At 67.6% G+C, this 21,110-nt stretch carries 23 protein-coding genes and 2 pseudogenes; 13 read left to right on the top strand and 12 right to left on the bottom strand.

Annotation, left to right across the window (positions count from 1 at the left end):
* Position 1 precedes the first annotated feature (1 nt).
* Genes BHQ18_RS10360 through BHQ18_RS10370 form a run of 3 tightly spaced genes read right to left on the bottom strand, consistent with a single transcriptional unit; the run spans position 2 to position 2,126 of the window.
* A complete protein-coding gene (locus BHQ18_RS10360) occupies positions 2-604 on the bottom strand; it encodes a cytochrome c oxidase subunit 3 (RefSeq protein ID WP_069413506.1) in 603 nt (200 codons plus the stop codon).
* A complete protein-coding gene (locus tag BHQ18_RS10365; protein ID WP_069413507.1) occupies positions 601-1,392 on the bottom strand; it encodes a hypothetical protein in 792 nt (263 codons plus the stop codon). The genes BHQ18_RS10360 and BHQ18_RS10365 overlap by 4 nt, the downstream gene beginning before the upstream one ends.
* The gene (locus BHQ18_RS10370) at positions 1,389-2,126 is read right to left on the bottom strand and encodes a hypothetical protein (protein ID WP_069413508.1); all 738 of its coding nucleotides are present in this window, start codon (positions 2,124-2,126) and stop codon (positions 1,389-1,391) included. Before BHQ18_RS10370 ends, BHQ18_RS10365 begins: the two co-directional genes overlap by 4 nt.
* A 180-nt stretch (positions 2,127-2,306) precedes the next feature.
* Between BHQ18_RS10370 and BHQ18_RS10375 the strand changes: the two genes are divergently transcribed.
* The 4 genes and pseudogenes from BHQ18_RS10375 (at position 2,307) to BHQ18_RS30920 (ending at position 7,312) form a co-directional block, all read left to right on the top strand.
* Positions 2,307-2,927, top strand: a complete 621-nt coding sequence (locus tag BHQ18_RS10375) for a TetR/AcrR family transcriptional regulator (protein WP_069413509.1) — start codon at positions 2,307-2,309, stop codon at positions 2,925-2,927.
* Positions 2,928-3,006: 79 nt separating this feature from the next.
* Positions 3,007-4,695 carry a GMC family oxidoreductase gene (locus tag BHQ18_RS10380; RefSeq protein ID WP_084293997.1) on the top strand — a complete coding sequence of 563 codons (1,689 nt, stop codon included), beginning with the start codon at positions 3,007-3,009 and terminating at the stop codon, positions 4,693-4,695.
* Between the two features lie 499 nt (positions 4,696-5,194).
* Positions 5,195-6,214: pseudogene (locus BHQ18_RS30915) on the top strand (acyltransferase family protein); the annotation flags it as partial.
* A 159-nt stretch (positions 6,215-6,373) separates the two neighbouring features.
* The gene (locus tag BHQ18_RS30920; RefSeq protein ID WP_411550516.1) at positions 6,374-7,312 is read left to right on the top strand and encodes an SGNH hydrolase domain-containing protein; all 939 of its coding nucleotides are present in this window, start codon (positions 6,374-6,376) and stop codon (positions 7,310-7,312) included.
* 47 nt (positions 7,313-7,359) lie between these two features.
* Here BHQ18_RS30920 and BHQ18_RS10390 read toward each other — a convergent pair whose 3' ends face one another.
* Positions 7,360-8,241, bottom strand: a complete 882-nt coding sequence (locus BHQ18_RS10390; protein ID WP_234794139.1) for a permease — start codon at positions 8,239-8,241, stop codon at positions 7,360-7,362.
* 343 nt (positions 8,242-8,584) lie between these two features.
* Here BHQ18_RS10390 and BHQ18_RS10395 point away from each other — a divergent pair, with 343 nt between their 5' ends.
* The gene (locus BHQ18_RS10395; protein ID WP_069413511.1) at positions 8,585-9,337 is read left to right on the top strand and encodes a cysteine hydrolase family protein; all 753 of its coding nucleotides are present in this window, start codon (positions 8,585-8,587) and stop codon (positions 9,335-9,337) included.
* Positions 9,337-9,996 (top strand): AmiS/UreI family transporter, encoded by a 660-nt coding sequence (locus BHQ18_RS10400; protein WP_069413638.1) that lies wholly within the window; start codon positions 9,337-9,339, stop codon positions 9,994-9,996. The genes BHQ18_RS10395 and BHQ18_RS10400 overlap by 1 nt, the downstream gene beginning before the upstream one ends.
* A 3-nt stretch (positions 9,997-9,999) precedes the next feature.
* Here the strand turns inward: BHQ18_RS10400 and BHQ18_RS10405 are convergent, their stop codons facing one another.
* Positions 10,000-10,491 (bottom strand): SRPBCC family protein, encoded by a 492-nt coding sequence (locus BHQ18_RS10405; protein ID WP_069413512.1) that lies wholly within the window; start codon positions 10,489-10,491, stop codon positions 10,000-10,002.
* 186 nt (positions 10,492-10,677) lie between these two features.
* Here BHQ18_RS10405 and BHQ18_RS10410 point away from each other — a divergent pair, with 186 nt between their 5' ends.
* Both BHQ18_RS10410 and BHQ18_RS10415 read left to right on the top strand, forming a co-directional pair.
* Entirely contained in the window at positions 10,678-11,592 is a 915-nt protein-coding gene (locus BHQ18_RS10410; RefSeq protein WP_069413513.1) for an MBL fold metallo-hydrolase, read from the top strand.
* Positions 11,593-11,645: 53 nt separating this feature from the next.
* Complete coding sequence (locus BHQ18_RS10415) at positions 11,646-12,290, top strand: FKBP-type peptidyl-prolyl cis-trans isomerase (RefSeq protein ID WP_234794140.1); 645 nt, start codon at positions 11,646-11,648, stop codon at positions 12,288-12,290.
* 11 nt (positions 12,291-12,301) lie between these two features.
* Here the strand turns inward: BHQ18_RS10415 and BHQ18_RS10420 are convergent, their stop codons facing one another.
* Positions 12,302-12,580, bottom strand: a complete 279-nt coding sequence (locus BHQ18_RS10420; protein ID WP_069413514.1) for a hypothetical protein — start codon at positions 12,578-12,580, stop codon at positions 12,302-12,304.
* Between the two features lie 221 nt (positions 12,581-12,801).
* Between BHQ18_RS10420 and BHQ18_RS10425 the strand changes: the two genes are divergently transcribed.
* Both BHQ18_RS10425 and BHQ18_RS10430 read left to right on the top strand, forming a co-directional pair.
* The gene (locus BHQ18_RS10425; RefSeq protein WP_069413515.1) at positions 12,802-13,176 is read left to right on the top strand and encodes a TA system antitoxin ParD family protein; all 375 of its coding nucleotides are present in this window, start codon (positions 12,802-12,804) and stop codon (positions 13,174-13,176) included.
* Positions 13,176-13,755: pseudogene (locus tag BHQ18_RS10430) on the top strand (zeta toxin family protein). Before BHQ18_RS10425 ends, BHQ18_RS10430 begins: the two are co-directional and overlap by 1 nt.
* Positions 13,756-13,761: 6 nt before the next feature.
* Here the strand turns inward: BHQ18_RS10430 and BHQ18_RS10435 are convergent.
* The gene (locus tag BHQ18_RS10435; RefSeq protein WP_069413516.1) at positions 13,762-15,360 is read right to left on the bottom strand and encodes a threonine/serine exporter family protein; all 1,599 of its coding nucleotides are present in this window, start codon (positions 15,358-15,360) and stop codon (positions 13,762-13,764) included.
* 54 nt (positions 15,361-15,414) lie between these two features.
* Positions 15,415-16,251, bottom strand: coding sequence for a helix-turn-helix transcriptional regulator (locus BHQ18_RS10440; protein ID WP_069413517.1), 837 nt, complete (start codon positions 16,249-16,251; stop codon positions 15,415-15,417).
* 52 nt (positions 16,252-16,303) lie between these two features.
* Here BHQ18_RS10440 and BHQ18_RS10445 point away from each other — a divergent pair, with 52 nt between their 5' ends.
* On the top strand, positions 16,304-18,001 hold the full coding sequence (locus tag BHQ18_RS10445) for an AMP-binding protein (protein ID WP_069413518.1): 1,698 nt from the start codon (positions 16,304-16,306) through the stop codon (positions 17,999-18,001).
* Positions 18,002-18,033: 32 nt separating this feature from the next.
* Here the strand turns inward: BHQ18_RS10445 and BHQ18_RS10450 are convergent, their stop codons facing one another.
* Positions 18,034-18,342: a hypothetical protein gene (locus BHQ18_RS10450; protein ID WP_069413519.1), complete on the bottom strand. Its 309-nt coding sequence runs from the start codon at positions 18,340-18,342 to the stop codon at positions 18,034-18,036.
* Positions 18,343-18,401: 59 nt separating this feature from the next.
* Between BHQ18_RS10450 and BHQ18_RS30735 the strand changes: the two genes are divergently transcribed.
* Positions 18,402-18,536, top strand: coding sequence for a hypothetical protein (locus tag BHQ18_RS30735; RefSeq protein ID WP_264010142.1), 135 nt, complete (start codon positions 18,402-18,404; stop codon positions 18,534-18,536).
* On the opposite strand, the gene BHQ18_RS10455 is transcribed toward BHQ18_RS30735, so the two are convergent.
* On the bottom strand, positions 18,537-19,451 hold the full coding sequence (locus BHQ18_RS10455; protein ID WP_069413520.1) for a ribonuclease Z: 915 nt from the start codon (positions 19,449-19,451) through the stop codon (positions 18,537-18,539). It lies immediately after the preceding gene.
* A gap of 24 nt (positions 19,452-19,475) precedes the next feature.
* Positions 19,476-19,907 (bottom strand): DUF4383 domain-containing protein, encoded by a 432-nt coding sequence (locus BHQ18_RS10460; protein WP_069413521.1) that lies wholly within the window; start codon positions 19,905-19,907, stop codon positions 19,476-19,478.
* A 94-nt stretch (positions 19,908-20,001) separates the two neighbouring features.
* On the opposite strand from BHQ18_RS10460, the gene BHQ18_RS10465 reads away from it, so the two are divergent.
* Positions 20,002-20,667: an MOSC domain-containing protein gene (locus tag BHQ18_RS10465; protein ID WP_069413522.1), complete on the top strand. Its 666-nt coding sequence runs from the start codon at positions 20,002-20,004 to the stop codon at positions 20,665-20,667.
* A gap of 9 nt (positions 20,668-20,676) precedes the next feature.
* Here the strand turns inward: BHQ18_RS10465 and BHQ18_RS10470 are convergent, their stop codons facing one another.
* Positions 20,677-20,925 carry a hypothetical protein gene (locus tag BHQ18_RS10470; protein ID WP_234794141.1) on the bottom strand — a complete coding sequence of 83 codons (249 nt, stop codon included), beginning with the start codon at positions 20,923-20,925 and terminating at the stop codon, positions 20,677-20,679.
* Positions 20,926-21,110 lie beyond the last annotated feature (185 nt).

The raw sequence follows: 21,110 nt of genomic DNA on the forward strand, positions 1-21,110 counted from the left end.
ATCACCTCATCAGGTAGAGCAGCGCGAACAAGACGATCCACAACAGGTCGACCATGTGCCAATAGGTAGCCCCCGTCTCCACCAACGAAATTCGCGGCCGAGAGCTGCGCACGTTGCGAACCAGGAAGTAGAGAATCGCCAGCCCGAGGAACACATGGCACAGGTGCATGCCGGTCATCACGAAGTAGAACATGAAGAACAGGTTCGTGCCGGGGGTCAAGCCGGCCATGACTTCGGGGATGTACTCGAAGGCCTTGAGCACCGGAAAGACCGCTCCGCAGGCCAGCGCAAGACCCAGCAGCCGCGAGGCGTCGCCCATCTTGCCGGAGCGAGCCGCCGTGGTTCCCAGCGCCACGAACAATGAACTGGTCAGCAAGACAACGGTATTGACCGCGCCGATGTCGGTGTTCAGCTTCGTCTGACTGTCCAGGAACAGCTCTTGGTTCTCGCCGCGGTAGTACATGTAGACCACGAAGTAGAACGCGAAGATGAGCAGGTCTCCGATGACGAAGAACCACATGCTCGACTCGCCGGGCAGATGTCCGCCACCGGTCGGCTTCCGCGACGTGTCGAGGGCACCCACGTTCTCGGAGACCGACGTCATGCGTTCGCCTCGGTCCGCGCCGCGTTCACCAGGTGGAAGTTGTCGAGTTCCTCTTCAGGCTGATTCTTGATCGCGCGGTAGATGCACACGTACACGATGAACTGCCATGGCACGTACAACAGCATCGCGAACCAGAACGTCATCAGCCCGTTCCACGCAAACGGGCCCGACTTGGCGATCCAGACCGGCGCAGCCATCAGTTCGGTCACGTACTGCCAAACCGTGTAGTACCCGAGCCATTTCGGCAGGATGTTGTTCTTGTCCAGGATGATCGCCAGGCCGAACGCCATCCACATGATGCAGAAGCAGCCCAGCGAGCCGATGAACGCCAGATAGCCGAAGTCGTAGAGCATCGCCAGGATTTCCGGGTCGTAACCGGTGCGGAAGGCACCCAGCCCGAAACAGAACATCGCGAAGACCATCCCGACGATCGCGCCAGTCGTCGCGCCCGCCATCAAGCTGTAACGCAGCACCGGACTGACCGACATCCGTCGGATCTGGTTGAGATAACACGCATTCGACACTGGCGCCATACCGAACGCCAAAGTCAGGATCACACATGCCACCAACAGGTTCTGCGACTGCATGAAGTCGGTGATCTCGGCCTGGGAAGCGCCCGGCGATCGCGGCGGCATCATCCAACTCAGCGGCACGAACGCCAACCCGAACAAACTGAAGAACACCGGGACCGTCCAGAACGCGATCCACTGGTCGAGCTTCTTGTTATCACGCCAGCGTCGTCGCGGAGCCTGTCCGGGACCGGTCACGTCGGCTACGGCCTTGGTCATACCAAGGCCTCCTGCATCGTGTCCTCCTGCTCCCGGCCCTGGCGGTTGACCACACCCACCAAAACGACGAACATCACCGCGACATAGCAGGCGAATACACTGAGCCGCAACGTGAATGACAATGCGCCGTCCCAAGCCAGCGGGCCGGTCTTGTTCAAGAACGAGAAAGCACTCGGAACCAGAAGGGCCGCCGTCACGATGTTGAAGTGCGCGACCCAGCGCGGAAAGACCGGATCGGGGCGGGCGTCCAGGTAGATGCTGATCGCGAGGCAGGCATTGGCCACGATGATCGTCCCCACTGGCGCGATGAAGAAGAACCACGCCATGTCGTTGAGCAGGCTGATCAGCTGCGGATCTCGCTCCGGCCGGAAAGCCGCCATCGCCCAGCAATAGTCGGCCAGGATGAACGCCGTCAGCCCGATGCCGACGCACAGCATGTAGGCATAGGTGAAGACGTTGCTCGACGTGCCGATCCGCGACATCTGCACCGCCGTGACCGCGAACAACGGCACCAGCGAGCACGCGATCAAGTTGCACAGAATGGCGACGCCGATGATTCCGGTGACGTTGTTGGCGAAGAACACCGCGACTTCCTCGGGCGTCATCGTCGGCGACAGCGGCGGCGAGAACGGCGGGAACAGGAAGTAGGCGAGCACGAACAGCGCGGCCGCCGGCGGCACCGTCCACAACATGATGCGCTGACCCGTGGTGTTGCTCGCTCGCGTTGTCGTCATCTGGTCTGCCTGTCCGATCTGCTGACGTCTGAAGCCGCCCCTAGATGTAGCACGCTCACTGACAGATGACAACGAAATTGACCGAGCATGTCCGAAATTATGCGTTTGAGCTGGATCTATGCGCTGGAGAAACGGCTCGTCAATACCTGATTTGGCGACAAGCGTCAGTGAATCGGCCGGATGCGGCACAATGGCCGTGTGTCAGAGGCGGCTACTCGGCGCGACGTGCAGCGCGAACACACCCGTGCTCGACTGCTCGACGCCGCGATCGTGGAGTTCCGACGTTCCGGCTCCCAGATGGCCGACATCAACGCCATCGTCAAGGCCGCCGGAGTTGCGCGCAGCACCTTTTACTTCCACTTCCCCACCAGAGAGCACGTCCTGCTCGAGCTTATCCGTCGCGACGAGGTGCAACTCGCCAACGAATTCGGTCGGTTCCTCGACACCCGTCACGACCTGCCGGCCGTGCTGACGAAGATCGTCGAGCTGGTTCTGGACCTCGAGAGTCGTTGGGGCTCAGCGTTGTTTCATGACGTCATCAGCCTGTACTTCTCGCCGACCCGGCCCGAACGCGAACAGTGGGCGAACCATCCGATCTTCGTGCTGCTGGCCGCCGAGATCGAGCGCTCCCGGATTCGCGGCGAACTCTACGACGACGTCGACGCCTACCACAGCGCCGCGTTCTTCCTGCTCGGCGTCTATGCCCTCCTGACCACAGCCGGTGAATCCAATGGTGAGCGCGACGTGGCGCTGAAGAAGTTCGTCACCAGCACGCTGCGGAGCCTGCAGCCGGTTGGGTGATCGTGGCGCCGGCCGCGCCGTCGCGCACACTGGGACAACGCATCCGACGGCAGGAGGAACGGTGGTGGAAACGAGCCCGATGACCGACTACGACGCCGAATTCGACTACATCGTCGTGGGGGCAGGCAGCGCGGGCTGTCTGCTCGCCAATCGGCTCAGCGCCAACCCCGACCTTCGGGTGCTGCTGATCGAGGCGGGCGGAAAGGACAACTGGTTCTGGATCAAGGTGCCGGTGGGTTACCTGTTCACCATCGCCAACCCGCGCACCGACTGGTGCTTCACGACCGAGCCCGATCCCGGTCTGGCCGGGCGCAGCATCATCTACGCGCGTGGCCGTGTGATCGGCGGCTGTTCGTCGATCAACGCCATGATCCACATGCGCGGTCAAGCCAGCGATTACGAGCTGTGGGCGCGAGCCACCGGTGACGAGCGATGGCTCTGGGGCGGCCCGGGCAGCCCCGGCGAAACTCTGGCGATCTACAAGGAGCTCGAGGACTACTTCGGCGGGGCCGACGAATGGCACGGCGACCGTGGTGAGATCCGGGTCGAGCGACCGCGGGTGCGCTGGAAGATCCTCGACGCCTGGCAGGACGCGGCCGCCGAATTGGGCATCGAGCCGAAAGAAGAGTTCAACCGGGGCGACAACTCCGGCAGCGCCTACTTCCACGTCAACCAGAAACGCGGCCGACGCTGGTCGATGGCGGATGCGTTCCTGCACCCGATATCGCAGCGCCCCAATCTCACCGTCTACACCCACACTCAGGCCTTGAAGTTGTTGATGGACGATCAGGTCCGCGCCGATCAGCGTCGCGGCGCCTGGACCACCGCCCAGCACCGCGCCACCGGCCTGCGGGTGCTCAAAGACGGCCGGACCGTCGACATTCGAGCCCGCCGGGAAGTGATCCTGAGCGCCGGAGCCATCGGCTCACCGCATCTGATGCAGGTCTCGGGTCTGGGGCCGGCCGGGCTGCTCACCCGGCATCACGTGCCGGTGGTCGTCGACCTGCCGGGAGTGGGTGAGAACCTCCAGGACCACCTGCAGATCCGATCGGTCTACCGCGTGCAGGGCGCGCGCACCGTCAACACGCTCTACCGGAACTGGATCACCCGGGCGGGCATGGGAATTCAGTACCTAATGCTGCGGTCAGGTCCTCTGACCATGCCGCCGTCCACGCTGGGAGCATTCACCAAGAGCGACCCGGCGCTGCCCAGCCCGGATCTGGAGTGGCACGTGCAGCCGTTGTCCCTGCCGAAATTCGGCGAACCGCTGCACCCCTATCCGGCGATCACTCCCTCGGTCTGCAATCTGCGACCCACCTCGCGTGGTCACGTCCGAATGGCCGATGCGGATCCGCTCACCCACCCGAAGATCTCCTGCAACTACCTGTCCACCGACGTCGATCGCGACATCGCCGTGCGCGGCCTCCGCATGACCCGCCAGATCATGGCCGCGCCGGCCCTGGCCCGTTACCGCCCTGAAGAGTTGCTTCCCGGACCGCAACTGGTCAGCGACGAGGAGCTGATGCAAGCCGCCAGTGAGCTGGGTACGACCATCTTCCACCCGGTGGGCACCTGTGCGATGGGCGCCTTCGACGCACGCGGTCTACCGCGGTCGCCCACCACGGTCCTCGACACCGACTGCCGCGTGTACGGCGTCGCCGGCCTACGCGTGGTGGACGCCTCCGCGATGCCCACCATCACGTCCGGGAACACGAATGCGCCGGTCATGCTGATCGCCGAGCGCGCCGCGCGGGCGATCGTGGATTGACCCGAGCGTCCGGGCCTCGACGGCCGGCCAGATGCGCTCGCGACCGTCCCGGCGACGCCGTGCGTCCATGAACTCGAACTCGCGTGTCCGCTTTCCCGGTGGGCCTGACCAGCAAATTTGTTTACCTGACAATAATGTCGAGTGCAAAGGGATGCGCGCCCCCGACGACCCGGGCTATGTTCGACGGGCGTATGCACGGGAGGGCATCCATGGTGGGGGTTCGGACGTTGGTCGCAACGTCAGCAATCGGGGTCGCAGTAACTGCAAGTCGTGACCGTCGGCGTTTTCGCCATCACCGGTACGGTCACCGCCCGCCGGTTCCCTTAACCACATCAGATAGAAGGATCTCGGGCAGCAGCGTCCGTTGCGTGCGCTGAGAACCGCCGGATCGCAAGCGACCGATCAAGAGGTCGGCGCCGCCGGCCGCGCGCCTGGTGCGCCGGTCACTTCGCCCGGTCAACGCAACCCGGAAAAGCAGTTCCGCCCCGACATCGAGGGCTTGCGCGCCGTAGCGGTACTGGCTGTCGTCCTCTTCCATGCGGACGTCCCCGGCCTCGGCGGCGGATTCGTCGGCGTCGACGTCTTCTTCGTCATCTCGGGTTTCCTGATCACCGGACTGCTCTGGCGCGAGGCCAGCGCCACCGGCACCGTCAGCTTGCGCAGCTTCTTCGGTGCGCGGGCCCGGCGGTTGCTGCCCGCTTCGGCTGCGGTCGGCGTCGTCACCATGATCGCGTCCGCGTTGTTGCTGCCACCGTTGCAAGTTCGCTCGGTCACGATGGACGGCATCACCAGCGCGCTGTACGTCAGCAACTACTGGTTCATCAGCTCCGGCGTGAAGTACTTCGGCCACCAGAGCCTGCTGTCACCGTCGCCGTTCCAGCACTACTGGTCTCTGGGTGTGGAGGAGCAGTTCTACCTCGTCTGGCCGCTGTTGATCATCGGCACGGCGTGGCTCATCCGCCGTGTGCGCCGGCAGACCACGCGAACCGGGGCCACGTCGTCGGTGCGCCCGTATCTGCTCATCCTCACGCTCGTCGTCGTCGTGTCATTCGCGCTGTCGCTGGTGCTCACCTACCTGATTCCGCCCATCGCCTTCTTTTCCTTGCCGACCCGCGCATGGCAGTTGGCCGCCGGCGGACTGATCGCTCTGACGGTCGGCTACTGGCGGCGGCTTCCGACCCGCTCGGCTGTGCCGCTGGGCTGGGTCGGGCTGGCGCTGATCCTGCTGGCCTGCACCCAGCTGAACGGAACGACGAGCTATCCGGGCATCGCGGCGCTGTTGCCCACACTCGGCGTGGTGCTGGTGATCGGTGCCGGCTGCGCCGGACCTTCTCACGGCTGCGGCCGTATTCTCGCCTCCTCCCCGATGGGGGCTATCGGGAGGGTCTCGTACTCGTGGTACCTGTGGCACTGGCCCGTGCTGGTGCTCACGCCGGCCTTCCTGGGGCACCAGGTGGGACTGCCGACCAAGCTCGTCGCGGTCCTCGTGTCACTCGGGCTGGCCGTGCTCACCTTGCGTTTCATCGAGAACCCGCTCCGATTTGCCGACCGGGTGCGCCGCTCTCCCCTGGTCAGTCTGGGACTCGGCGCCACCGCCACCGCGGTCGCGGTCTGCGTCGGCCTGCTGCTGTTGCTGTGGACACCGAACCCGGTCGGCAACGGTCCGGCGGCTGAACCGATGACCATCACCGCTGAACCCGTCGCTCCGGGCTCCCCCGCGGAGGCGTACGACGCGGCCGTACGAGACGTATTCGCGCAGGTCCAGGCCCAGGTCGCCGCGTCGGCGTACTCCGAGGCGGTCCCGTCGAACCTCGATCCGCCGTTGACCGACCAGGCGTCCCAGCAGTTCGGGATACTGACCAACGGCTGCCTGCGGGTGCTGCCGTTCGACTCCAGCCATCCCGAGTGCGCCGCGGGCGATGTCACGTCGGAGACGACGGTGGCTCTGATCGGCGACTCACGCGCCGCGATGTTCAACCCCGCATTCCAGAAGATCGCCGAACAGCGGCAGTGGCGGCTGTTGATGATGGCCAAGGCCGGCTGCCCGATAACCGACCTGCGGGTGAATCAGTACTTCAACACGTTGGCTGAAGAATTCCAGCGCTGTGCGGAATGGCGCACCGAGATCATGGCCCGGTTACGCGCCGAGCGCCCACAGCTGGTCGTGATCAGTTCGTCGCGGGCCTACGACGCCAACGGCGCCCACACGATGGTGCCGGGACTCAAGATGTACGACAACGCGTGGATCGGCAGCTTGACCGAGCTTGTGCAACAACTTCGCGACACCGGGGCCAAGGTGTTGGTGCTCGGTCCCACCCCCGATCCGCCGGCGCCGATTCCGCTCTGTCTGTCGGCGCATCTCGACGACGCGGCAGCGTGTGCGGATGTGCGGGACGCGAAGCACGCTGCCGGTATCACAGCGGAGACGGCCGCGACCGAGGCCGGAGGTGGACGATACGCCGACATCACCGAACTGCTCTGCACCGCGAACCGCTGCCCACCCATCGTCGGCAACACCATGGTGTATTTCGACGCGGGACACCTGACGCGTGAATACTCACAGCTTCTGGCGCCCGCCCTGGGCGCGTTGGCGGATCGCGCGCTCGCTGAGCGCTGAGCGCGCCGACACCGGTGCGCCCACCGACACCTAACCCAGCCCCACCCTCAGAGCACGCTCAGCATCGCCGCGCCCACCAAGCCCGCTCCCACGATCATCACAGCGGTCGCCCATGTCGTTCGCCATCCGAAGCTGCGCACCACCATCGCGATTCCCGGCAGGCTGACCGCGGGCAACGTGATCAACAGGGCGCCCAGAACACCCGACGAGACACCGAGCAACGCGAGACCCTGCAGGATCGGGATCTCACCGGCGGTCGGTATCACCATCAGCGTGCCGACTACCGCCGCCACCACGACCAGCAGCACACTGCGGTTGTCCGGGTCGATCACCGTGAGTAGCCAGCCCCGCGCGGCGCCGATCACCAACACCACCACGAGATACTCGGGGACCAACACCACGCACAGCCGCAACAGTGACCTGCCGAACCGCTGCACCGGGTGCTCGCGCGGCACGGTGCTTGTCGGGTAGTCGACACTCGGCGCTCGATCGCTGTCCTTCTTCGTGAGCAGAGCCACCAGTGCCGCTCCCCCGACCACCGCACCGATCCCCACGACCGCCCGCGTGACGGTCCACTGCCACGGCGCGACCAGGGCGAGGAAGACCAACACCGCCGGGTTGAGTAGCGGGTTGCCGAGCCAATAAGCTACTGCGGCAGCACGATTGACACCAGATCGGTGCAACGTCACCGCGACCGGAGCCGAGCAGCAGGCGCACATCATCGACGGTGTGCTGGCGAGTCCGCCGGTTGCCGCACTTGCGAACGGCCCGCGCCGGTTCATCAACCGCGCGACCGCATCCCGTGGCACGAGGGCCTGCACGCAGGCGCTGATCAGCAGAGCCACCATCAGTGCCGGCCAGATCGCCCCGACATAGGACTGGAAGAACGTCGCCGCGGCATGCCAACTCGGCGCGTCGCCGGCCTGCACGCCACGACAGCGAGGATGTCCGAACCGGGCCACTGATGCGTGCGGGCGGCATCGAATGCCTTGCCCACATACGGCACCCACTTCGCCCATGTCAGGCCGGCGGTGCCGACCACCAGCGTGATCACGACTCCGACCGCCGTCGGCCATTTCAACTCGGTCGACGTCCGGTCGCCAGTCACCATGCCACCATTGTGTACGGCGCCTCTGGCCATCCCTTCTGGGGGCGGCGGCGGTGACATTCGCACAGATTTTAAGTGTCTGCACCGCAGCGCTGCGGTGGCACGCTTCGCCTGTGCGTGTTTCGTGCATGTAACGAAGCCACCCCGACGAGAGAGCCAATCCAGTGACCGCAACCATTGACACGTCCAGGGCCACGCCCCTGGACCCCGTCGAACTCGACCCTGCCGCCGCGGGATTCGCTCCCACCAATGCCGGTTCCATTCCGCCGCTGGCCAAACACTGGCAGCAACTCGATTTCCGCGAGATCCTCAGCCGCCCAGCCGCGTTCCTGTCGGTCAGTCAATCGAACTCGCTGTACAAGCCGGGCGGCGTTCAGTACGGCGAGGGGCACGCGCTGCGCGGCAGCCTCGAGGCGACGGTCAAGTCCGTCACTGCCGCTCGCCGGGCGTCGAACTTCGTCTCGTTCAACTGGATCGGCTTCTCGATCTTCCGGGACAGCTACCCGCAGACCGATTTCGACCGCGTTCAGTACCGCAGCTGGACCGGTCACGTCGACGCGACGCCGGAGCAGATCGCCTGGGACGACGCCCTGGTCGACGAACTGCGCGAACTCGCCGAGCCGGGCGACAACGAACTGTACGAAAAAGCTCTGCAGACGGCGTTTGTCGGCACCGATCTGCCTGGGGCCCTGAGCCGGCAGAAGGTCGAAGTCGTGGTGATCACCGGAATTCACCTCGACTGGTGCATCGAGGGGAACGCGCGCGCCGCCCGCGACCACGGTCTGCTCCCGATCATCATCGGTGATGCGACCGGAGCGGCCCACCCCGACCAGGAGCCCGAAGCGTTCCGCCGCATCAACGAGTTCTTTGCTCCGGTGATCACATCCGACCAGTTCGTCGAGTGGGTGACCAGCTGATGGGCAACGTCGGTCTGCTACTCGTCGGCGTCGTCCTGTTCGTCAACGGTCTGGTTTCGATCGGGGTCGTCGCACCGCGAAGTGCCGCGCCGCTGAACCTCTTCGTCGGCGGCGCGCAGGTCGTCCTGCCGACCCTGATCCTGGTGCAGGCCAACGGCGATGCCGGTGTCGTCAACGGTGCTTGGCCGAGCCTGCTGTTCGGTTTCACCTACCTGTGGTTCGGGCTGATACAGATCTTCGACCTCGAGCCGCAGGGATTCGGTTGGTACAGCGCGTTCGTCGCCGTGATCGCGGCCTACCACGCCGTCAAGAGCGTGCAGCCCGACCCCGTATTCGCGGTCATCTGGGCCACCTGGGCCATCATGTGGACTCTGTTCTTCGTGTTGCTCGGCCTCGGCCTGACCCACGTCCGGTCCTTCGACCTCGGCCGGTTCACCGGATGGGTGCTGATCCTGCTCGGCATTCCGACATGCACGCTGCCGGCGATCCTCCTGCTGAACGACGCATGGACGGTGGCGCCGGCAGCCGGTGCCGCCGCTTTGGCCGCACTCGTCGCGGGCATCGGCGTCGCCGCCGTGCTGGCGGGGCGGCGGTCGCGCTCGGCAGAACCCAACCGGGCCCCGGTTGCGACCGTCGCGAAGCAGCCGCAACCGGCTTGAGGTTCAGCGCGGGACGCCCGCCCGGTCTTCGACCAGTCGAGCCAGGTGGTCGAGCGAGTTGTCCAGGTGGTCGGGGGCGAACGGCGGGAAGGAGATCTCCTGGCGGACGGTCGCGGGCACCGCTGACCAGTCGTAGGTCAGGGTGACTCGCGTCGTGTCCTCCCCGATCGGCTCGAGGTCATAACGCCAGAACCAGCCACCGAACTCGAGTTCGCCGTCGTCCTCGCCCTGTCCCGGTAGCCAGGCGATCGCGTGCGGAGGTTCAAAGACCTCCACGCGGTTGGCGACCTCGTAGTGCATCCCGCCGAAGTTGCTGTGATACATCGCCATTCGGAACACCTGCCCGACCCCGGTCAGTCGTTGGCCGCTGAGCGGTTCGCGCACCCACCCGGTGCCGTCGATGTCCTGATGCGTGCTCGGGTCGGCCAGCACATCGAATACGGTGTCGGGCCGCGCGTTGATGGTGCGGACGGTACGCAGTGTTTCGTCGGTCATGCCGGTACCGACTGACCGCAACGCCGAAACTCATCGGCGACCGTGTGCGGACCCGCTTCCTCGGTGATTGAGCGTCAACGTACGCGCTCCGCTGCGGGCGGGATAAATCCCGCCGCCGAGGGGCGTTCCACCGCACAGGCAGGTTATCGCCTGTCTTCGGGTACGGCGCTCACAAGGAGAAGTCACATGAGCTTGGACAGCATTCCCCGCCTGGGCACGGCGGGCGTCGACGAGTTGGTCCCTTCGCGCTACGCGGTGCAGATCGGCGACATCGAGGTGCTGGTGATCAGCGACGGCGTCTTGCCGATCACCGCCCGTACGATGGCCACCAACGCCGACCCCACGGAGTTCGGGCACTGGCTCGACGACAGGTTCCTGCCCAAGGACGTATTGGACTGGCCGCTGAACGTGGTCGTGGTGCGCAGCGGAGACCGGACCATTCTCGTCGATGCCGGTCTGGGAGTGGAGTTTCCGGACTTCCCGCGCGCCGGTAACACCGTCCATCGGCTCGAGGCTGCCGGTATCGACCCCGGTGCGGTGACCGACGTTGTGCTCACCCACCTGCACATGGATCACGTCGGTGGACTGCTCACCCAGGGTTTGAAAGAGCGGCTACGCCCGGACCTTCGGGTGCACGTGGCGACCGCGGAGGCCGAGTTCTGGCACTCCCCCGACTTCACCTACACCGACATGCCGGGGCCGGTGCCGGACGCGCTGCGCGCCATCGCCTCGCGCTTCCTGTCCGAATACCACGGTCAGCTACAGACTTTCGAGTCGGAGTACGAGCTGGCGCCCGGCGTGCTGATCAGCCGCACCGGCGGCCACACCCCCGGCCACAGCATCGTCCGGTTGGAGTCACGCGGCGACGCGCTGACCTTCGCCGGCGACGCCGTGTTCGCGCCAGGTTTCGACAACCCGGAGTGGCACAACGGGTTCGAACACGACCCCGTGGAGTCCGCGCGCGTGCGGATCGCGCTGCTTCGCGAACTCGCCGCCACCGGTGAAGCCCTGGTCGCCACGCATCTGCCGTTCCCGTCGGTGTGCCGGGTCGCCACCGACGGCGACGTCTTCCGGTGCGTGCCCACCCCCTGGGACTACTGAGCGCCGGCGGGCACCGTATCCAGCGTCGACGGCGGCGAGGTACGGTTGCGGCCGTGATTTCCCCTCGCGCAACCTACTCCGCCGCCCTCGTCGCGTGTGCCGCTTCGCTGGCTCTGACGCTCACCGGATGCGGTTCCGACTCCGACACCGCCTCGGCCAGCACCTCGACGACCACCACCGTCGACCCCGCCGACGTGTTCCTGCCGTCGCCCGAGCAGCAGATGCCCGACCCCAACAGCAGTTGCCCCTCGTCGACCCCGGCGAGCACGGACTCGCCGGAGTGGACGCTGCCGGGTGCTACCGGCAGCATCGCCGTCACCGGCGCGGCCGGCACCGCGGCCCCGCGCGTCGATGTGCAGACCCCGTTCAGCGTCACCGAAACGCAGGTGCAGACGCTGCAGGAGGGTGACGGTCCCGTCGTCGCGCCGGACGCGACGGTCTTCGTCTGCTACATGGGTGTCAACGGCCGCGACGGGTCGGTCTTCGACAGCAGCTACGAGACCGGTATGCCGGTCGACTTCCCGCTCGACGGCGTCGTTCCGGGCTTCCAGAAGGCCATCGCCGGGCAGAAGGTCGGGTCGACGGTCGCGGTCGCGATGGTGCCCGCCGACGGCTACCCCGAGGGGCAACCCGCGGCGGGAATCCAGCCCGGCGACACCCTCATCTTCGCGATCAAGATCCTCGAAGCCTCACGCTGAGCCGCGGCGGCTCAGCCGCCGTTGGTCACCGGGTTCGACGTCAGCGGGATGAAACCGCCGTTGACCCACACACCCCAGCGGCCACCCCAGCCCGAATGCCACACCACCGGCTGCCCGATCCAGACCTCGGCCGGCTTGGGCGGCGCCCACGCGGGCACCGGCTCCCCCAGCGCCGGCGGCGGGGGCGGCGGCGGATCCGCGAGTGCGGGCACGGCGCCGAGGCCGAGCAGTGCAGCGCCCAGCCCGCCCGCAACCGCGCCGGTGGACAGGATGGTCTTGATCGAGGTCATCAGCGCACTCCCGCGTCGAAGGTGACGAATACTTAGTGACTATAACCACCTGACCGGACCGCAAACCGGGGGCCGCGACTTCTGCGCCAGGGTCGCGAATGCGGCCGAACAACAGCCCTGGCGTCGATTTCGGCGACGTCCGAGCCGCCGACCCGCAACCGGCCCGCGTCGTGTAGCATTCTGCTACGACTGTTTCACAATGCTACGGCGAGGTGGTTGCGATGTCCGAAGACCGGGTGACCCGGTTCGCCGCCGACCTGATCGACAGCGCCGCCGCCGAGGGGGCAAGGCAGAGCCGCTCGGCCAAACAGCAACTCGACCACTGGGCCCGCGTCGGCCGTGCCGTGTCGAGCCAGCAGTCCGCGGCGCGCCGCAAGGTGGAGTCGGCGCTGGCCGGTGACACTCCCCTGCGTGACCTGACCGCCGAAGAGGCCGTGGTCTTCAACGCCGAGATCGCCGCCGCGATCGAGGAGAGCCTGGCGAGCACCGACTACGGCGCCGCGCTGGCCGCCCGCGGAGTCACCACCGTCGCCATCGACGAGAACGGCGACATCGTGCAGTACCGGCCTGACGGCACCGCGTCCGTCCTGCGGTAGTGAGGCGCCTCGACCTGGTCGTCGGCCCCAACGGCGCGGGCAAGTCGACGTTCATCGAGTTGACCCTCGCGCCGCTGCTCACCGGGAGCTTCTTCGTCAACGCCGACGAGATCGCCAAGCGCCGGTGGCCGGACGACCCGGCCGGCCACGCCTACGAGGCCGCCCGCATCGCCGCCGACACCCGAGCCGAGCTGATCGAACGCGGCGTCCTTCATCGCCGAGACCGTGTTCTCACACCCGTCCAAACTCGAGCTCGTCGACGCCGCACAGGCCGCCGGGTACACGGTGATCGTCCACGGGTTGCTGATCCCCGAACCCCTCGCGGTGCTGCGCGTGCGACACCGGGTGGCCGCCGGCGGTCACCACGTCCCCGAGTCGAAGATTCGGGAACGCTACGGGCGGTTGTGGCGTCTGGTCGCCGCGGCCGCGCTGGACGCCGACGCGGCGACGTTCTACGACAACAGCGCCATCACCGGCCCGCGGATCGTCGCTCAGATCGTCGGCGGCTTCGTCGTCGGCGCGCCGACCTGGCCGGCGTGGGCACCGCCCGATCTGGTCCGGCGTTGGCCCGCCGACTGAACCCGTTCAGGCGTCGTCGCGTGGCCGCTCGGCCGCCTCGTCGGGCTCACTGGCCGGTACGTCGACGTGGTCGGGCTCGTCCTCGCCCGGCGCCACCGGTTCGAGCGCGACGCTGTGCGCGCGCTGGCCGGCGCGGGGCGCGGGCAGGTCGTCGGCGGGCCGCAACCGCACGACGCGCCCGACCGCGCGCCGAAGCCCGGGTGGGCCCTCCTTGCGCAGGATCTCGCCGACCCGCCCGGCCCGGTACCGCAGCGGAGACCCCAGGAACTCGCCGAGCACCACCCCGCTGCCCAGCGCGAGCCCGACCGCCGCGGCCGCCAGCATCTGACGCAGGCCGTTGTTGAAGTCGCCGTCGACCGCGAACGAGAAGACCGCGCGGAACACCGCGAGGCCGGGCAGCATCGGCATGATGCCCGCGGTCGCGGTAACCAGCGCCGGAGCCTGCCGCCGGATCGAGATGAGCGTGGCGACGAGGCCGACGCCCACGGCCGCCGCGCCGCTGGCCACCACCTGGCTCAGTCCGGCGTTGCCCAGCGCGATCAGCACCAGTTCGGCGAGCCCGGCGACCACCCCGGCGGTCAGGATCGCGCGTAGCGGCGCGTAGCTGGTCACGGTCAGGCACGCCCCCGCCAGGGCAGCACCGATCACCGCCAGCGAGATGTCCAGCACCCCGGTCGGGGCGACGAACGACTCGGTCGCGTCGACATGCAACGAGATTGCGATACCGGCGCTTTCGGCCACCTGCAGGCCCGCGACGATGCCGACGACGATGCCGGAGGTCATCAGCACCGCCTCACTCAGCCGGGCGACCGAGGTGAGCATGTATCCCGTCACCGCGTCCTGCATCGCGCCGACGAGGGTGAGACCGGACAGCAGCATCACGATGCCGGTGGCCACCAGCGCGGTCGGTCCCTGCCCGGCGAATAGGTAGGCCGCGACGGCGACCAGCGTGGCGATCAGCGCGCCGGCCACGTTCTGGAAGAAGAACGGGGTGCCGATCCGGTTGAGCCGCCGGCCCACCTGGTCGATCACCGCCGAGGTCGCCGCGGCCAGGATGCAGGTCAGCCAGCCGCCGCCGAGCAGCATCGCGATGCCCAGCGCGAAGCCCGCCCACCCCACGGTCGCCAGCCAACGCGGATACGGGTGCGGCCGCTCGGTCAGCTCGTCCATGGCCTCGTGGGCCTCGTCGACGGTGACGCCGCCGGCGGTGATCCGCTGCACCAGCCGGTCGAGTTCGCCGAGCCGGGTGTAGTCGGTCGAGCGGTTGTGCACGGCGCGCACGATGGTCACCGGCGGGCTGTCCGCCGTCGGCAGCGCCGAGACGATCACGGTGGTGACGAAGATGTCGACGACGCAGTCGGTCAGCCGGTAGGCCTGCGCCACGTCCTGTGCGGTGGCGACGACGTCCGCGGTGCCCGACCCCGACGACAGCATCACCTCGGCGAGGCGGATGGTCAGGTCGAGGACCTTGCGGGTGTGCAGGTCCCCCATCCCGCCAGTGGTCCGTCGACGCTGACCGGCGAGCGGGGCGGGGTCGCGACGCCCGCGCAGCGCTCGCAGCCCGCGGCGCGCGCGGGCAGGGCCGGTAAAGGGTTCAGCTGGCATCGAGGTGCAGGATACTGGCGTTTCACGGCCGGGCCGCGCGCCACGTGCGCGACGCTACGGGATGAGCCCGCGGCGCCGCGCCCTGGAGACGGCCTCGTACCGCGTGTGGGTGCCCAGTTTGGTTGCGGCGCTGCGCAGGTAGCTTTTCACCGTCTCGGGTTTCAGGGAAAGCCGTTCGGCCGCTTCGGTGTTCGTGCACCCCAGCGCGACCTGGGCGAGCACGTCGAGTTCGCGCGGGGTCAACGTCGGCGCTTCGGCATGTTCGCCGTCGCTGCACAGTCGGTCGGCGAGCCGGTGCAACTTGGCGCGCAGCTCGCTGTCGGCCGCCGCGGCCATCCGACGCAGTTCGGCGTGCACTTCGCGGACCGATTCGGTGCCCGCCGTCGTCGCCAGCCGCGCTTCGCGCAACCGGACCCGCCGGTCCACCTCGTCGCGGATCCGCAGTTCCTCGCCGAGCCTTCGTGCCGACGACACCAGCAGGTCGGCGGCCTGGCCGGACACCGGTGCCCCGGACCGGTATGCGCCGTAGAGCACCGCGCGGGCCATGCCGTCGACGAGCACCGGCACCGCGAGCACCGACTTGATGCCCTCCGAGAGCACCGGGGTGTCGTAGTCGTGGGTGATCGTGGAGGCGCTGCGATAGTCCGACACCGCCAGCGGACGGCCGGCGACCATGCTGGCCCCGCCCAGCCCCGAGTGGGGCCGCACCACCAGGCCGCGCAGCAGCCCGGTCCGGGTGCCGACGAACTCGGTGAGCATCAGCGCGTCACCGTCGACCACACCGCCGAACAGCACGGGCGGACCGCCGAGCACCGCCAGCTGCCGCAATTCGCACCGCAAGGCGTCCGAGTCGCGTGGCCGCAGCGGCGCCGCGAGTGCCGGCACGGTCATCACCCTCTTTCGGGGGTAGCGGTGAGCAACTGTGACCCAGATCCTATCGGTCATGAGCAACACCGACCGATACCGCGAGGCGCGTGACCACCTGGTCGCTGTGATCAGCGACTACGACAAGGCTGTGCAGACCTTCGCGTGGCCGCAACTGCAGGGCTCGTTCAACTGGGCGACGGACTGGTTCGACGTGGTCGCCCGCGCGGACGGACCGAACGAGCGCACCGCGCTGTGGATCGTCGAGCAGGACGGCAGTGAACAGAAGATCAGCTTCGCCGAGATGGCGGACCGGTCCGACCGGGTGGCGACCTGGCTTTCCGAACTCGGCGTCGGCAAAGGCGACCGCGTCATCCTGATGCTCGGCAACCAGGTCGAACTGTGGGAGGCGATGCTGGCCATCGCGAAACTCGGCGCGGTGATCATGCCGACCACCGCGGCGCTCGGACCCGCCGATGTGGCCGACCGCATCGAGCGCGGCGGAGCCCGCGCGGTGATCGCCAACGCCGCCGACACCGTGAAGTTCGACGCTGTCGGCGGCGACATCCTGCGCATCGCGGTAGGCGAGGAGGTGCCGGGCTGGCACCGCTACGCCGACGCGTCGGCGACCGTGGCCGCCGGACCGTTCGCCGCATGCACCGATGTCGGCGATCCGATGCTGATCTACTTCACCTCCGGGACCACCAGCAAGCCCAAGCTCGTCGAGCACTCCCAGGTGTCGTATGCCGTCGGGCACATGTCGACGATGGCGTGGATCGGGGTGCGGCCCGGCGACGTGCACCTGGCGATCAGTTCCCCCGGCTGGGCCAAGCACGCGTGGAGTTGTTTCTTCGCGCCGTGGATCGCCGAGGCCACGATCTTCGTCTACAACTACACCCGCTTCGACGCGGCCGCGCTGCTCGATCAACTCCGCCGCGCCGGCGTGTCGACTTTCTGCGCCCCGCCGACGGTGTGGCGCATGCTGATTCAGGCCGACCTAGGTCCGCGACCGGCCGGGCTGCGCGAGGTGCTGGGCGCCGGTGAACCCCTGAACCCGGAGGTCATCAACGCGGTCGAGCGGGCGTGGGGGCTGACCATCCGGGACGGGTTCGGGCAGACCGAGACCACGCTGCAGATCGGCAACACCCCGGGCCAGCCGGTGAAACCGGGATCGATGGGCCGTCCGATGCCTGCAGTGCCGGTCGTGCTGGTGGATCCGCTGACCGGTGAGCTCGCCGACGAGGGCGAGATCTGCCTCGACCTGTCGAAGGGACCGTTGAACCTGATGACCGGCTACCTCGGCGACCCGAAACGCAACGCCGCTGTCATGTCGGGTGGCTACTACCACACCGGCGACGTTGCGAGCCGGGACGAGGACGGCTACATCACCTACATCGGCCGCACCGACGACGTGTTCAAGTGCTCGGACTACAAGGTGTCGCCGTTCGAACTCGAATCCGTGCTCATCGAGCATCCGGCCGTCGTCGAGGCCGCCGTCGTCCCGCAACCCGATGACACCCGGCTGGCGGTCCCCAAGGCGTACGTCGCCCTGGCCGACGGCTGGCCCGCCGACGCGGACACGGCGCGGGCGATCATGGAGTACGCGCGTGACCATCTGGCCCCGTACCTGAAGGTGCGCCGCGTCGAGTTCCACGAGCTGCCGAAGACGATCTCGGGCAAGATCCGGCGCGTCGAGCTGCGTCACCGCGAAGAGCAGGCGCACCGGTCGGGGGCCGACCTCGACGCCGAGTACCGCTACGAGGACCTGGTGACCTGACGCATGGTGGGACGCGTCGGCGCCGGGCGCCGTCACCCCCCGGCGCGGTGCCCCGGTGCGGGCACGTCGGCCTCCCAGCGCCGACGGCGTTGCTCGTCGGTCTGCTCCCACCACGGCGGCGTGCCGCGCTCCCCCAGCGCCACTTTGGCCTTCTGCACGCCCGCGCGCGCCGTTGGTTCCTCGGCAGTGCCCTTGGTGCGACGCACCTCCCGGCGCCAGGCCATCAGGATGCGGGTCAACTCGGCGCGACGCTGTTCGGGGATGGCCGGATCGGTCGCTCGCCAACGACGGCCGTCGACGACGATGTAGCGGCCGTCCTCGGTGCGCTGGGGGTCCGCCATCTCCGCGATGCTACGGGGGCCCGCGTTTTGCCCCTCGGGTCCCGGGTAATGCACATGCCATGAGCTCACCCGAACCCCCAGAACACATCGACGACACCGACGACACCGCCGCCCCAGTCCCACCCGCCGCGCCCGCGTACTCGACTCCGCCGCCCGGGGGCGTTCCCTCAGCCGACGACGACATCCGCTCCTGATCAGCGGCCGGGCGGCACCGGTATCCGGCTGAGGTCCTCGGCGACGACGATGTCGCCGTCGAACTGTTCGGCCGCTTCGGCCCGGTGCCGGCGGGCATCGGGATAGCGCTGCGAGAAGTGCGTCAGCACGAGGCGGCGCACATTGCACTGAGCGGCCACCTCACCGGCCTGCCGGGCGGTCAAATGCCCGTACTGCGAGGCTAATTCGGCGTCGTCGGTGAGGAAGGTCGCCTCGATGACCAGCAGGTCGACGTCGGCGGCCAAATCGTAGACCGCGTCGCACATCCGGGTGTCCATCACGAACGCGAACTTCTGTCCTGGCCGCACCACGGTCACCTCCTCCAGGTGAACCCGGCGGTGCCCGACCTCGACGGTTCCGGACCGCTGCAACTGGCCCACGGTCGGTCCGGTGATCCCGTGTTCGGCCAGCAGATCAGGCACGAAACGCCGGCGGTCCGGTTCCACCAACCGGTACCCGACCGCGTCGACCGGGTGGTCGAGCCGGCGTGCATGCAGGGCGCCGAAGTCTCCCTCGGCGACAGGGCCGTCGGAGGACACCGGGACTTCGCGAAGATCGGCCCGCTCGTAGAAGATGCTGGCATGGCGCAGACGCGCGAAGTAATCGAGACCCGAAGCCGGAAAATGCGCGTGCACAGGATGTTTCACGTCATCGAGGGAGAGCCGTTGAACGACGCCGGGAACACCGAGACAGTGATCGCCGTGAAAGTGCGTCAGGCACAAGCGGGTTATCCGGCTCGCCGCGACACCGGCCAACATCATCTGCCGCTGGGTGCCCTCTCCCGGATCGAACAGGAAGCCCTCACCGTCCCACAGCAGCAGGTAGCCGTTGTGGTTTCGATGTCGGGTCGGCACCTGGCTGGCGGTTCCGAGCACGACGAGTTCCCGGTTCGACACCTCTCGACAGTAGGGCGTGAGCCGTCATCCCCTCCGCAGATCGGCCAGCGAGTTGCGCAGCCCGCCGTCGAGGCGGATCTGAATCACCGCCACCGCCACCATGATCGCCGAAGTCACCAGGTGCACCACGGCGTCGGTGATGTTGTTCGGGAACGTGAACACGTAGGCCACCTGGTTGGAGAAGAACGCCCAGATCCCCGGCAGCGCCCCGGCCACGGCCGCGGCGAGCAGATACAGCACCGACCACGACTTGCGGAACGCGAAGACCAGCCCCGGACCGAACAACGCGGCACCCGCGACGGCATGCCAACCGTTGTAGTCCATGCCCAACACCTGTGCGGTCGGCGCGTCCGGACCCACCGCGAAACTCGGTTCGATGGTGAACCCGACCACCGCCTGGACGAGGTGGACGACACAGATGACCAGCAGACCGACCTGGGCGAAACTCCACTTCACGGGCGCACCTCCGGGGCTCTCCCCGCGAATACTACGTTCCGTAGTAGCGCTTTGTGAAGAGGCCGGTCGCCCCGTGTGCCGCTAACCTGTGCGAGTGGCGAAAGTGGTGTCGGTGAACGTGGCCCAGGTGCGGATCAATCCCGATGCGCCGAAGCGGTCCACCGGTATTGACAAGGTTCCCGTCGACGGTGGCGTCTCGGTGCGCTCCCCCGGCGCGATGCGCGGCGGGCACGGCAGCGGGCTGGTCGGCGACACCATCGGCAACCGCAAACTGCACGGCGGCGACGACCAGGCGGTCTACGTGTACGCGCGAGAAGACCTCGACGAGTGGGAAACTCGCGTCGACCGGCCGCTGCGCAACGGGATGTTCGGCGAGAACCTCACCACGAGCGGAATCGACGTGACCCACGCGCTGATCGGTGAGCGGTGGCGGATCGGCGTCGACGGACCCCTGCTGGAAGTCTCCGCGCCCCGCACTCCGTGCCGGACGTTCTCAGCGTTCCTGCAGATCGGCGGGTGGATCAAGACATTCACGGCCGCCGGAAACCCCGGTGCCTACCTGCGGGTCATCTCACCGGGAGACGTGCACGCCGGCGACGGGATCACCGTCGAGCATCGTCCCGACCACGAGGTGACGATCGGGCTGGTGTTCCGCGCGCGAATGACCGACCCGTCGCTGCTTCCTGAGCTGCAGGCCGCCGACGCGCTGTCAGCAGAGCTCAAAGCCTATGTGGCGAAGAAGCTTTCGAAGAGCGCGTGACTGCCGAGGTCAGTGCGGCTCGCCCGTCGTGTTCGTGTACGGCGGTGTGGTGAACGGCGGCACGGCGACCGAGGTTTCGGGCGCCGACGGGGCGGTGGTCTTCGTCGAGGTCTCACCGGTCGAGATTTCGGGTGCCGCGACGACCGCGGGCGCTGGCTGAGCGACGGATTGCTCGAGCACGGCGGTCAGCCCACCCATCGCCAGCAGCGCTCCCGCACCGGCCATGGCCAGCAGCAACTTGATTCGTTTCGTGTTCACGGGCACCTACTCCCTGGGGGCTGTCAGCAAACGCACGCAGTGTCGGCCGTGCGCCGTTATCGGTGAAACCGGCACTGCCGTATACGGTTCCGACAACCGCACGGTGATATCGAACATTCCCGTCGCTGCCGTTTTTCTCAACCGAATTTCACCGAGGTGCCACACCAGGGCAGCCGACGCTCAGG

Origin of the sequence: Mycolicibacterium flavescens (assembly GCF_001722335.1) — a bacterium.
Classification (GTDB): domain Bacteria; phylum Actinomycetota; class Actinomycetes; order Mycobacteriales; family Mycobacteriaceae; genus Mycobacterium; species Mycobacterium flavescens.

Bases quoted from the DNA above. Each gene is read 5' to 3' on its own strand.
- BHQ18_RS10445 (WP_069413518.1), top strand. From the start codon at position 16,304: ATGAGCAACACCGACCGATACCGCGAGGCGCGTGACCACCTGGTCGCT.
- BHQ18_RS10425 (WP_069413515.1), top strand. From the start codon at position 12,802: ATGTCCGAAGACCGGGTGACCCGGTTCGCCGCCGACCTGATCGACAGC.
- BHQ18_RS10360 (WP_069413506.1), bottom strand. From the start codon at position 604: ATGACGTCGGTCTCCGAGAACGTGGGTGCCCTCGACACGTCGCGGAAG.
- BHQ18_RS10420 (WP_069413514.1), bottom strand. From the start codon at position 12,580: ATGACCTCGATCAAGACCATCCTGTCCACCGGCGCGGTTGCGGGCGGG.
- BHQ18_RS10400 (WP_069413638.1), top strand. From the start codon at position 9,337: ATGGGCAACGTCGGTCTGCTACTCGTCGGCGTCGTCCTGTTCGTCAAC.
- BHQ18_RS10450 (WP_069413519.1), bottom strand. From the start codon at position 18,342: ATGGCGGACCCCCAGCGCACCGAGGACGGCCGCTACATCGTCGTCGAC.
- BHQ18_RS10375 (WP_069413509.1), top strand. From the start codon at position 2,307: ATGCGGCACAATGGCCGTGTGTCAGAGGCGGCTACTCGGCGCGACGTG.
- BHQ18_RS10380 (WP_084293997.1), top strand. From the start codon at position 3,007: ATGACCGACTACGACGCCGAATTCGACTACATCGTCGTGGGGGCAGGC.
- BHQ18_RS30735 (WP_264010142.1), top strand. From the start codon at position 18,402: ATGAGCTCACCCGAACCCCCAGAACACATCGACGACACCGACGACACC.
- BHQ18_RS10365 (WP_069413507.1), bottom strand. From the start codon at position 1,392: ATGACCAAGGCCGTAGCCGACGTGACCGGTCCCGGACAGGCTCCGCGA.
- BHQ18_RS10410 (WP_069413513.1), top strand. From the start codon at position 10,678: ATGAGCTTGGACAGCATTCCCCGCCTGGGCACGGCGGGCGTCGACGAG.
- BHQ18_RS10405 (WP_069413512.1), bottom strand. From the start codon at position 10,491: ATGACCGACGAAACACTGCGTACCGTCCGCACCATCAACGCGCGGCCC.
- BHQ18_RS10370 (WP_069413508.1), bottom strand. From the start codon at position 2,126: ATGACGACAACGCGAGCGAGCAACACCACGGGTCAGCGCATCATGTTG.
- BHQ18_RS10440 (WP_069413517.1), bottom strand. From the start codon at position 16,251: ATGACCGTGCCGGCACTCGCGGCGCCGCTGCGGCCACGCGACTCGGAC.
- BHQ18_RS10435 (WP_069413516.1), bottom strand. From the start codon at position 15,360: ATGCCAGCTGAACCCTTTACCGGCCCTGCCCGCGCGCGCCGCGGGCTG.
- BHQ18_RS30920 (WP_411550516.1), top strand. From the start codon at position 6,374: ATGACCATCACCGCTGAACCCGTCGCTCCGGGCTCCCCCGCGGAGGCG.